General features: G+C 41.8%; 9 protein-coding genes. 7 read left to right on the forward strand and 2 right to left on the reverse strand.

The annotated features are described in order from the left end of the window. Positions 1-74: 74 nt before the first annotated feature. Positions 75-653, reverse strand: a complete 579-nt coding sequence (locus SNE26_RS28525; protein ID WP_321557218.1) for an XRE family transcriptional regulator — start codon at positions 651-653, stop codon at positions 75-77. Between the two features lie 299 nt (positions 654-952). Here SNE26_RS28525 and SNE26_RS28530 point away from each other — a divergent pair, with 299 nt between their 5' ends. The 7 genes from SNE26_RS28530 (at position 953) to SNE26_RS28560 (ending at position 10,501) form a co-directional block, all read left to right on the forward strand. Next, positions 953-1,537: a phosphonate degradation HD-domain oxygenase gene (locus SNE26_RS28530; protein ID WP_321557219.1), complete on the forward strand. Its 585-nt coding sequence runs from the start codon at positions 953-955 to the stop codon at positions 1,535-1,537. Positions 1,538-1,715: 178 nt separating this feature from the next. Next, positions 1,716-5,012 carry a SusC/RagA family TonB-linked outer membrane protein gene (locus tag SNE26_RS28535; RefSeq protein ID WP_321557220.1) on the forward strand — a complete coding sequence of 1,099 codons (3,297 nt, stop codon included), beginning with the start codon at positions 1,716-1,718 and terminating at the stop codon, positions 5,010-5,012. Between the two features lie 17 nt (positions 5,013-5,029). Then, complete coding sequence (locus tag SNE26_RS28540; protein WP_321557221.1) at positions 5,030-6,640, forward strand: SusD/RagB family nutrient-binding outer membrane lipoprotein; 1,611 nt, start codon at positions 5,030-5,032, stop codon at positions 6,638-6,640. A gap of 66 nt (positions 6,641-6,706) precedes the next feature. Then, positions 6,707-7,804: an alkaline phosphatase family protein gene (locus SNE26_RS28545; protein ID WP_321557222.1), complete on the forward strand. Its 1,098-nt coding sequence runs from the start codon at positions 6,707-6,709 to the stop codon at positions 7,802-7,804. Positions 7,805-7,810: 6 nt separating this feature from the next. Continuing rightward, positions 7,811-8,632 carry a glycerophosphodiester phosphodiesterase family protein gene (locus SNE26_RS28550; RefSeq protein ID WP_321557223.1) on the forward strand — a complete coding sequence of 274 codons (822 nt, stop codon included), beginning with the start codon at positions 7,811-7,813 and terminating at the stop codon, positions 8,630-8,632. A 361-nt stretch (positions 8,633-8,993) separates the two neighbouring features. Then, a complete protein-coding gene (locus SNE26_RS28555) occupies positions 8,994-9,560 on the forward strand; it encodes a cupin domain-containing protein (protein WP_321557224.1) in 567 nt (188 codons plus the stop codon). A gap of 95 nt (positions 9,561-9,655) precedes the next feature. After that, positions 9,656-10,501 (forward strand): metallophosphoesterase, encoded by an 846-nt coding sequence (locus tag SNE26_RS28560; RefSeq protein ID WP_321557225.1) that lies wholly within the window; start codon positions 9,656-9,658, stop codon positions 10,499-10,501. A 233-nt stretch (positions 10,502-10,734) separates the two neighbouring features. Here SNE26_RS28560 and SNE26_RS28565 read toward each other — a convergent pair whose 3' ends face one another. Continuing rightward, complete coding sequence (locus SNE26_RS28565) at positions 10,735-11,748, reverse strand: Gfo/Idh/MocA family oxidoreductase (RefSeq protein ID WP_321557226.1); 1,014 nt, start codon at positions 11,746-11,748, stop codon at positions 10,735-10,737. Positions 11,749-11,863: the final 115 nt, after the last annotated feature.

Below are 11,863 nucleotides of genomic sequence, written 5' to 3' on the forward strand. Positions count from 1 at the left end.
TTTGTAATAACCTCTGAAAGAGAAGTTACATTACCCTTATTCAATTAACCACTCACTCAATCAACCATTCTCCATCATTTCTTTTCTTCAAAAAAATAAACCACCAGCATACTGGCTGTGGTATTGCCCATGTTTTTTGGAGTATGGGAGATGCGTCCGTCAAAGAGCATGCTATCGCCCTGGTTAAGGGTGATGGTATCATCATTAAACTGGTAAGCTACCTGGCCGGACAGGATATATTTATATTCAAATGCTTCGGTTTCAACAAGCGGGCGGGTGGCATCGGGTTCAAGCTCCAATATTACAATATCAACAGTGCTTTGGCTTATCGATTGGGTAAAGATGCGCTGGTAATGAAAACCATCGGCATGCTCTTTTTCAAAATGATCGTATTCGTGTTTGCGCTTTACCAAAACTGGCAAATGATCGCTTTTTGAACGCATATCTTTAAAAAACTCGTTCAGGTCTATTTCCAGTGCTTTAATAATATCTATCAGTACAATGAGCGATGGGATGGTGCGGCTGTTTTCAATTTGTGATATCAGGCCTTTGCTTACGTTGGCCCTTATAGCAAGTTCCTGTACGGTTATATTTTTTTCGCGGCGGCGTTCTTTTATCCGGTTACTGATTTGTATCAGTATGTCTTCTTCCATTTATAGCAGGTTATTTGGTGCGCAAAGTAATTAATCAGGCTATTTATCCAAAATGATTTTTTTGTTACGCTTTGAAACAACGTAGTTTAAATGTTAACGGGTATTTATATAATATTGTTGCCTTAGTTAAGTTTTCATAACCAATACATGAGTTTTGAAATTGTTTATATTTAATAAGATAAGCGGCTTGCGGTATTAAAAATTAATGATAAATATTGGTTTTAATTAATATATTTCATGAATATTTAATAATTACCTAACCTGTATGCCGTTTATTTGCACCTAAAAATTTTAATAGCATGGCACCATCTCAATATAATCCGAAAGCTGTAGTTGATGAAGTATTTTCATTATACGAAAAATTTGGCGATGCCGATTATATAGGAGAACCTGTTTCTCAACTGGAACATATGTCGCAGGCTGCAACGTTGGCCGAGGCCGAAGGGTATGATGATGAGGTTGTGCTTGCCGCGTTTTTTCATGATATAGGACATCTTTGTGCCGATGCTGAAGAAGCAGGCAGCATGGATGGCATGGGCAATGTTGATCATGAGCGCCTGGGTGCCGATTACCTGCTGGAGCGTGGTTTTTCTGAAAGGGTTGCCAACCTTGTGCAGGGTCACGTAATTGCCAAAAGATATCTTACCTATAAATACCCCGAATATTATAACCGCCTGTCGGATGCCAGTAAGGCTACCCTCGAGTTTCAGGGAGGCGTGATGACTGCCGAAGAAGCAGCCGAATTTGAATTGAACCAGGATGCAGAGCTTATTATCAGGTTGCGCTACTGGGACGATATGGCCAAGGAAATGCACGTGCCTGTAAATAACGTTGATCATTTAAAAGCTATTGCCCTTGCGCACCTGCAAGTGGTAAACGGATAAAGGCCATATTAAGTTTTTGTGATTAATTTATAATCTGTCTGTTACAAAAATCACCTGCTTAACACAGGGTGAACATCAAGTTAAGTATAGCTTAATACTAAATTGGTTTACTAATAATAAACAAAGTTTAGTATTGCTGTATGAAAACATCCATCCTTTCACCCTTAAATTTTAGCAGATGAACAAGATTTACCAGAGATTAAGAACCGTAATAACGGTTTTGTTATTTTGCGTAGCTCCATCTATTTTATTCGGACAAACCAAAATAAACGGTACTGTTACCGATGACAAACACTTGCCGCTGCCGGGCGTAAGTGTAAGAATTAAAGACCAGAATAAAGGTACTGTTACTGATATTGACGGCCGTTATAGTATTACTGCAAACGCAGGTCAAACACTTGTTTACTCGTTTGTGGGTTATGCCCCGGTTTATGTGGTGGTTGATAACAAAACAACTATAAATGTAAGCCTGATTGGCGATAGCAAAGCATTAAATGAGGTTGTTGTAACCGCGCTGGGCGTTAAAAAAGAAACCAGGCGCATTGGTTACTCAACACAATCAGTAAATGGTGCAGATGTTACCATGGCCCGCGACCCTAATCCCATTACAGGTTTAACAGGTAAAGTAGCAGGTTTATCAGTAGGCCCATCTGCCGAACTTTTGGGTAACCCATCTGTATTGATCAGGGGTAACGCTGTTTCATTATATGTAGTAGACGGCTTCCCTATTAACACTGATACCTATAACATCAGCCCTGACGATATCGAAACCTATACTGTATTAAAAGGCCCGTCGGCTGCGGCACTTTACGGTAGCCGCGCACAAAACGGTGCGATTTTGATCACCACTAAAAAAGGTGAAAAAAACAAAAAAGGTTTAACTGTTGATATAAACAGCAGTACGGTAATGAATACCGGCTTCCTTGCTTTCCCACGTACACAAAGCACATTTGGCCCGGGCGAAAATACTTTTTACACCTTTGTTGATGGTAAAGGTGGTGCACCGGGTGGTGTGGATAGTGATTATGACGTTTGGGGCCCATATTTTGCCGGTCAGTTGATCCCTCAGTATGACAGCCCTGTTGTTAATGGCGTACGCCAGGGTACCCCATGGGTTGCACGTGGTAAAGACAACCTGAAAAACTTTTTGAAAACAGGTTATCAAACCAATAACAACGTTTCATTAGGTTCGGTTGGTGATACTTATGTAACCCGTTTTTCAGTTTCACAGCAACACCAAACAAGCTATATCCCTTCTCAATACCTTGATATAGCTAATGCCAACTTTTACGCTCAGTTCACTCCTACAAAACGCTGGAGATTTGAAGCAAACGTTGATTTCAACAGGCAATCAACTGATAACTTTCCGGACGTACAGTACGGCCCTAACAGTATCATTTACAACATTGCTGTATGGACAGGTGCCGACTGGAATATCAATGCACCCGATATCAAAGCCATTTGGCAGCCAGGTAAAGAAGGTGTACAATCGGTATTTGCCGAGTATACCCGTTATCATAACCCTTACCTGTTAACTGAAAAATGGACCCGTGGTCATTACAAAAATGACGTTTACGGTTACTTGTCAGGAAACTTCAAGATCAACGATAACTTAAACGTTACTTTACGTTCGCAAATTGATACATACAACATCCTGCGTACTGAAGACCTGCCTTTTTCGGCCCACCCTTATGGCCGTGAAGGTAACCAGGGCGATTACCGCGAAGACCGCCGTAACCTGTTTGATAATAACACCGAGTTATTTGTAAACTACAACTACACTATCAAAAACTTTGTGAACTTATCAGGTTTAGTTGGTTCAAACCTGCGCAGCTTTAACTACAACTCAAGCTGGACATCAACAGACTATTTGAACGTACCTGAAGTTTATGCTTTCAGCAATTCAAAAAATGCGGTACAGTCAACCAACTTCTCATCGGCCGAACGTGTATTAAGCGGTTACTACTCAATTGATGCTACATTTGGTAAATATGCTACCTTATCAAGCACCGGCCGTATCGATAAATCATCGGCCTTCCAAAACGTAACTACTTATTATTATCCAAGTGTTTCAGCAGCAACTGTGATCTCTGATTACGTTAAACTGCCCGAAGTTATTTCGTTCTTAAAAGCAAGGGCATCTTACTCAACAGTAAAAGCCGATGCTTCAAGCTCAACAATCGGTCCTGCTCCTTTTAATGCGATTTCGGTTTACGGCGGTTCAACAACTACCAGCAACCCTAATTCAAACCCATTATTCTTAAACCCGCTTGGTTACGGCAGTACTTATAACTCACCTTATAATGGCCCAAGCTATCAGCTTAACCCATTCTACTTAACCAGCAAACCATATAACAGCCAGCCTGCAGCTTCTGCATCTGACTTTTTGTATCAGTCAAACATCAAAACTTCAACCCGTGTTAACTATGAAGAAGGTTTCGATATCAAATTCTTACAAAACCGTTTAGGTTTATCGGCTACTACTTTCCAATATATTGACGGTCCGCAGATTTTGGCTAACGCTATATCAACGGCTACCGGTTACACTACTTTATATCTTAATGCTTTAAAAACCAAGAAAACCGGTTACGAGTTTTCACTGGAAGGTACCCCTATCAAAAACCTTGGTGGCTTTAGCTGGAATGTTTTGGTTAACGTAGGTACCTTTAAAGACGTTTACGAAGAGTTACCTCCAAACCAGGATACTTACCAAACATTCTTCAAAAAAGGTGATCGTGTAGATAAATTATACGGTACCGCTTTTGCAAGAACTCCGCAAGGTCAAATCATCAATGATGCTGCCGGTAAACCGTTGGCATTACCGGTTCCGCAATATTTAGGTAACGAGAATGCTAAATACTCATGGAGCTTTTCCAACAAACTGCGTTACAAAAACTTTAACATGGGTTTCCAGTTTGACGGTTCGGTTGGTGGCGTGATCATCGACTATATGCATAACAAAACGATGCGCGGCGGTGCAAACATTGAAACCGCTACAGGCGCTTTGGGTGATGCCCGTTATAAAGACTGGCAAAACTTTGGCAAGGCCGGTTATAACGGTAGTTACGTAGGCGAAGGCGTAACCGTGTCAAACGGTGCAGCTATCAACTACGACCCTGCTACCGGTAAAATCACCAACTATGGCGCTTTGCAGTACGCTCCTAATAAGCAAACAGCATTGGTGCAGGATTATGTAAGTAAATATTACAATGTTGATGAATCAAACCTCATGAGCAAAACCTTCTCAAAACTTCGTGAAGTAACCCTTGGTTATGATTTCCCTAAAGCATGGCTTGATAAATCATTCATCAAAAAAGCATCGGTATCGGTTTATGGCCGTAACCTGCTATACTTCTACGGAGACAAACGCTTTAAGGATGTGGATTTAGATCAGTATAACTATGCTACTTCTTCAACTGTATTGCAGTCGCCTACAGTACGTAGCTATGGTTTTAACTTAAATGTATCATTCTAATAAAACATACGATGATTATGAAAAAGATATTTAGAATTTTAATACTGCCGGCGTTTGCTTTGCTAACAGTAACCGGATGTAAGAAAAGTTTTGAGGACCTTACCAAAAACAATAATGTGCCAAGTGTAGTACCTGCATCATTATTATTTAATGGGATCCTTAATAAAATGGCCGATTTGCCGCAATCTGAAGACGAAATTTATTCGCAATATTACCTTTATAACTATGATTATTATGGTAATAACCGTTATGATGCCTTTGCTAATGGTGGCGATAACTATTATAATACGTTAAAAAACGTAGTAGTAATGGAACAACGTGCTGCTGCAACCGGCGGTGCTGCTGTAAATCCGTATGAGGCTTTGGGGAAATTTTTCAGAGCTTATTTCTTTAGTAAAATGAGCCTTGAAGAAGGTGATATCCCAATGACCGATGCATTAAAAGGTCTGGATAACCTCACTCCAAAATATGATTCACAAAAAGATGTTATGGTGCAGTCGTTAGCATGGCTTGAAGCTGCGAATGCCGATTTAACCAAACTGATTGCTGATCCAAATTCAGGTGGCACAGGTGTTGGTGCTACTTTATCAAACGATATTTATTTTGGTAGCGATCTGGCAAAATGGCAAAAAACTGTAAATAGCTTCCATATTAGGTTATTACTTGCATTAAGTAAAAAAACTGCTGATATTGATGTGAAAGCACAGTTTGCTGCTATTGTTGGTAACCCAACTAAATATCCTATCATGACCAGCTCTGACGATAACCTGCAATATAAGTTTGTAGCGCCGAGCAATTACTATCCTCAAAACCCGGATAACTTTGGTCAAAACGGATCAAGGCAAAACTCATCGGCAACTTATGTAGGTTTGCTTACTAAATTTAAAGATCCAAGGGTTTTTGTAACCGCCGAGCCTTCACGCTATTTGGTTGATACCTTGAAACAAAGCCCAACAAGTTTTGATTCATTTGTAGGGGCCGATCCGGGTCTTGACCTTGGTGTAATGTATAACAACGCAACTTTACAGCGTTATTCATTCATCAACCGTAAGCACTTTTATTCAACTTATATAGGTGAGCCAAGTATCCAGATAGGATATCCGGAGCTGATGTTCAACATTGCCGAAGGTATTAACCGTGGTTGGGCTACAGGCAATGCCGAAACTTATTATATTAACGGTATCCAGGCATCGTACCAGTATTATGGTATCCCAACAGTTGCCGGTGCAAGTATATTTTCAGCATACTTTTACAGGCCTGGTGCAACAAAAGGCCCTGCCGATCAGTCGAGCTATGATGTGTTCCCGGTTACTGTTAACTGGACAACCTACTATGCACAACCGGCTGTGAAGTATGCCGATGGTGCAACAGGCCTTACACAAATATTACAGCAAAAATATCTTGCATTGTTCCGTCACTCAGGACTTGAGTCATATTTCACTTATCGTCGTACAGGTGTGCCAACCTTTACTACCGGTCCTGGTACAGGTAATAGCAGCCGTATCCCTGCGCGTTTTGAATATCCTCAGTCAGAGCGCACCGTTAATGCTACAAACTACAAAGCGGCATTAACAAGCCAGTTTGGCGGCAGTGATGATATCAATGGTATCATGTGGTTGCTTAAATAATTAAAATTGAAGTTAACACTATATAAAGGCCCCAATTAAGGGGCCTTTATTGATTAAACAAAACCTATGAAAAAGCTAATCTTAATGGTGCTGTTTTCAGCATCTTTTACAACCCTCTTCGCACAAGCACACAAAACCCAAAACGTAGTTATTGTCACTATCGATGGTTTACGCTGGCAGGAAGTTTTCCGCGGTGCCGATTCGGCTATCATCAACTCAAACGATACCCAGGATAAGAATGAGGTTCGTAAAAACTTCTGGACGGATGCCGCAGCCGATCGCCGTAAACTGCTGATGCCTTTCTTTTGGAGTACGGTAGTTGAAAAAGGGCAGCTGTACGGTAACCGTGATCTGGGCAGCAAAGATGAGGTTGCCAACCCCTATCATTTTTCATACCCGGGATACAATGAAATATTTACCGGTTTCCCCGATAAACGGATGAATACCAACGATGGTATTTATAATCCTAACATGAACGTACTTGAGTTTCTGAACAAGCAAAAAGGTTTTGAAAACAAAGTAGCCGCATTTGCATCGTGGGAGCGATTTTCACAGATTTTAAGCCCGAAACGTGCCGGTGTTTTAGTTAATGCGGGTTTTATGCCTTTGGATGTTCCTGGTATGAACGACCGCCTGAAACACTTGAATGAGCTGCAACTGGAAGCTCCCCGTTATATCAGCGATTCAACCCGGATCGATTTTCTGACCTTTGAGTTTGCTAAAAACTATATGATGCAGTACAAACCGCGTGCATTATATGTATCATTTGATGAACCTGACGATATGGCCCACGGGGGCAACTATAAATTTTACCTTGACCGTATTAAACAGGAAGATGGTTTTATAAAACAGCTTTGGGACTATATCCAATCAGAGCCTGCTTATAAAAACAAAACTACCCTGATCATTACCTGCGACCACGGTAGGGGCGATGAGCCTACGAAGAAATGGCATGACCACGGATCGGACGTATTACACTCGGAACAAACCTGGTTTGCGGTTATCGGCCCGGATACCCCGCCCTCCGGCGAAATGAAATTGGCCCAGGCAACCTATCATAAACAACTGGCCCAAACCATAGCCAATTTATTGGGCTTTGATTTTAAGGCTGCTGCCGGTCATGAGGTTGGCGATGCTATTGGAAGTGTTACCGGTAAAAAATAAAACAAGATGCGTTTTCAATTAGTAACTATTTTGGGTTTACTATGGTTATTGCCCGCTGATGGGTGGCAACCCAACCCGGCCCCGGTTTCAAAACATAAATTTATTGTTGCCGCCCATCGTGGTGATCATGTTATTTATCCTGAAAACACACTTGAAGGATATAAAGAGGCCATAAAAAATGAGGCCGATTATGTAGAGATAGACTTGCGTACCACTAAAGACGGTGAGTTGGTAAGCATGCATGACGGCAGCATCAACCGCATGACCGATGGCAAAGGCCAGTTAAAAGATTTTACGCTTGCCGAATTGCTGCAGCTAAAGGTGAAAAGTAAGGATACCGCAAGTAAACAAATATTCCGGATCCCAACCTTTAAGCAAATCCTAAAAGTATGCAAAAACCGGATAGGAATTTACCTTGACTTTAAGGCTGCCGATCCGGAACAAGCTTATCAGATGATCAAAGAATACGGCATGGAGAAACAAGTGCTGGTTTATATTAACAGTGCTGTCCAGTTTACAGGCTGGCGTAAAGCTGCTCCCAAAATGCCGTTGATGCTGAGCCTGCCCGATAGTGTTAAAAGTACTGCCGGGATGAAGAGTTTTATCAATCAGTATCATCCTGATATTCTTGACGGATCATACAATCAATATACCGTAGATATGGTCGCATTAGCCAGTGAATATCATATCCCGGTTTGGCCTGATATCCAAAGTGCAGGTGAAGGCCCGGCAGATTGGAACAAAGCCTTGGCTGTGGGTTTAAAAGGCTTACAGACCGATCACCCGGCGGCCTTAGTGAAATTTTTGAAAGAGAAGGAGCTGAGGTAACTTGTCTGAATCAGAATTTTCAGAATGCCCGAATTTTCAGAATTAAAACTTTGCATTCCGGATATTTTTAAATTCTGATTCAGACAATTTCTTAATCTTTTCAATACCCCAAACTACCCTTGCTAACAAAATAACCTTCAATGCCCTCATGTCGCGAATTTTTTGGTATGTGCAGCCTACAACCATGTAAAAGGTTGGCCCGACAACATTCCGCTTCGAAATACATAATATTTTAATCAAAACAATAATCCCGATCATGCAGGAATACTTAAGGATTAACATAACTAAATAATTATAACTACTTTTATATCAATGAGGTAATAAATTAACGGGTTTATAAACCAATATAAATCGCTTTGCCATGAAAAGAAATAATTTCATTGCTGCTGTACTCGCTTTTGCCGCAACGCCTTTAGCGTCTTTTGCAATTGATTTAAAGAGATCGCTGCGCGTAAACAAAGGATTTAAAATAAGCGCAGGAGAAGGCCGCGTACATGGGCATATTAAATTAAAAGGTGTCAATTCAAATATACTGGATGTGAAAGTATCCGGCAGTGATACCGACGGCGACCTGGCTATTTTTGAGCAAACAAGTTTATCGCAAGGCCGGGGTACCCCCTTGCATGTGCATCCCTTACAGGATGAAATATTTTACGTTTTAGATGGCGCCTACTACTTCCAGGTTGGTGAAGATAAGTTTCATTTAAGTACAGGCGATAGTGTTTTTTTACCCCGAAATGTGCCACACGCATGGACACAAGTATCTGAAAAAGGAAAAATGACGGTTATGCTTCAGCCGGCCGGCAAACTTGAAAGTTTTTTTGTAACCATGCAGGCACTGGATCATGAGCCAACAAAACAAGAACTTGCCAAGATTTTCAACGATCATGAGATGCAAATTGTAGGTCCGCCGTTAAAACTGGAATAAAATTCATATAGTCTATATCAGGATAGGTTAAATTAGGTATTTTCTTAACCTTTATTTAACACCCCAAAACTACCTTCGCCAGCAAATAAGATCCTATGACCTCGCGCCGCGAATTTTTCGGCACCGCCTTAACAGGTGTAGCCGCTTTAAGTCTTTTACCTGCTGTTAACAGTTTTGCTGCCGAAAATAACCGGTATAACCGCACTACCAATGCTAAACTTAAATTGAGGTTTGCACTGGCGTCCGATATCCATTATGGCCAGCCGAAAACCGATTTTCCCCTGCATACTGGGAATATGATTAAATGGCTTAACGAAGACCATAGCAAAAATCACCTTGATTTTGTGATTGTAAACGGCGACCTGGTACATAATCGCCCGGACCTGCTGCCGGAGATCAAAACCAAATACCTTGATAAGTTAAATGTTCCCTACCATACCATCCCCGGCAATCATGATTTTGCGGATGCCACCGTTTGGAAGAATGCCTTTGGTTATGAGGATAAATACACGGTGGAGTTTGGCGATATAGGTTTTGTACTGGCTCATACCGCCGATACAAAAGGCGTTTACACCTGCCCTAATAATGCTTTCCTCAAAGCGTCATTAGATAAATTTGCCGATAAAAGGATCGTTTTTGTGATACTGCACATCCCGCCTACCAAATGGGTTAAGAATGATGTATTTGTTGATTGCCCCGAAACCATCCAATTGCTGCATTCGTATCCCAATATAAAAGCTGTTTTTCACGGTCATGATCATCTTTTGGATGGCGTACGCTACACCGATAAACTCCCGCATTTTTTTGATTCGCATATAGGCGGCGACTGGGGTACCGATTACAAAGGTTACCGCATAGTTGAAGTTGATGAGCAAAATGCCATCTACACCTACCAGGTAAACGCCAGCCAAAATCCGGTGCTTAATTCAGCTAAGCTGTAAATAAGATTTCGGAATTTCGATTTCGGAGATAGTTATTTGTTTATGCCTTTTTTGGCGCAAGTGTTGTGCGAATGGTTGCGGGTATGCTCACTTGTGCCGGTCCGAATGCCTGTATAGTCCTAAAAAGGTTTACAGATTAAATGCTAAATCCTGCTATACGTTTACATAGCGTCGAAGGCACAAGTTAGCCCGGCACAGGCAATCACACAAAACTTGCGCCAGTTGGGAGATAATTATTTGTAACGCTCCACGGGAAATTTTAAACCTATCTGCTCCCTCGCTTGATCTATCATAGCTATCATTTGCCGGGATAGTTCATGTGGCAGTACCGGGCTTTCGGTTTTGCCCTGCTTTATGAGGTCGCAAAAATGAATGATCTCATAATTAAGTCCCCCTGCGGTAAATGGTTTATTCAATTCTACATTGCGACCATCAAGATAGCTGATGGTTGCTTTTGCAGGGTTCCACCAGTTTTTGTGGATGGTGATATTCCCAAGAGTTCCTACTATCAGCGCATCGCCCTTACCATGCATATCAAAACCGCAATACAACTGTGCATAACCATTTTGATGAAGCGTTTGAAAAATGGCGAACATGTCGATCCCGGTTTCGCTAAACCTGCCCATGGTTTGGATATCCTGCATGGGGCCAAGCCAGTCGAGGGCTAAAAAGGCTTCATAAATAGCGATCCCCATCAGGCTGCCGCCAACAAGCTCGAGGTTATAATTCGGGTGATCGGGCGGGCAATCAGCCACAGCAGAACCAGCCCTTACATAACCCACCGGGCCAATCGGATCATTGACCAGGTATTCTTTAAGCTTACCATATAGCGGAAAAAAGGGAGGCTTCATGCCTTCCATGAAAAGCAAGCCCGTTTGTTTGGCAACAGCAAGCACCTCATCCAATTCGGCAAGGTTAACAGTTACCGGCTTTTCGCAGAGTACCTGCTTCCCGGCTTTAAGAGCAGCAATACTATAGGCTGCATGGCTATCAGGTAGCGTAGCTATATAAACCGCGTCGATATCACTGGCAAGTAATTCTTCAACACTACGGCAGGCTTTGCCGCCATATTGTGCAACAAAGGCATCAACGGTTTCGGGCCGGCGCGAGTAGGAAGCTACCAGTTCAACATCTGGCACCGCTGTAAATCCCTGCATAAACCTGTGCGCAATACGCCCGCAGCCAATAATGCCCCATTTTATCATAAATTCTTTTTCTAAAATGTAGAAGTCTGTTATGATCGTCATTGCGAGGAACGAAGCAATCCCCTATTAGCAGAGCTGCCCTGTATAGTTCGCGATTGCTTCGTGCCTCGCAATGACGCCTTTTTTGTTAGGTCTCGAAAATATAGCTTTAAAAGCA

This window comes from Mucilaginibacter sp. cycad4 (assembly GCF_034263275.1).
Lineage (GTDB): Bacteria > Bacteroidota > Bacteroidia > Sphingobacteriales > Sphingobacteriaceae > Mucilaginibacter.

Bases quoted from the DNA above. Each gene is read 5' to 3' on its own strand.
- SNE26_RS28530 (WP_321557219.1), top strand. From the start codon at position 953: ATGGCACCATCTCAATATAATCCGAAAGCTGTAGTTGATGAAGTATTT.
- SNE26_RS28535 (WP_321557220.1), top strand. From the start codon at position 1,716: ATGAACAAGATTTACCAGAGATTAAGAACCGTAATAACGGTTTTGTTA.
- SNE26_RS28550 (WP_321557223.1), top strand. From the start codon at position 7,811: ATGCGTTTTCAATTAGTAACTATTTTGGGTTTACTATGGTTATTGCCC.
- SNE26_RS28560 (WP_321557225.1), top strand. From the start codon at position 9,656: ATGACCTCGCGCCGCGAATTTTTCGGCACCGCCTTAACAGGTGTAGCC.
- SNE26_RS28555 (WP_321557224.1), top strand. From the start codon at position 8,994: ATGAAAAGAAATAATTTCATTGCTGCTGTACTCGCTTTTGCCGCAACG.
- SNE26_RS28525 (WP_321557218.1), bottom strand. From the start codon at position 653: ATGGAAGAAGACATACTGATACAAATCAGTAACCGGATAAAAGAACGC.
- SNE26_RS28540 (WP_321557221.1), top strand. From the start codon at position 5,030: ATGAAAAAGATATTTAGAATTTTAATACTGCCGGCGTTTGCTTTGCTA.
- SNE26_RS28565 (WP_321557226.1), bottom strand. From the start codon at position 11,748: ATGACGATCATAACAGACTTCTACATTTTAGAAAAAGAATTTATGATA.
- SNE26_RS28545 (WP_321557222.1), top strand. From the start codon at position 6,707: ATGAAAAAGCTAATCTTAATGGTGCTGTTTTCAGCATCTTTTACAACC.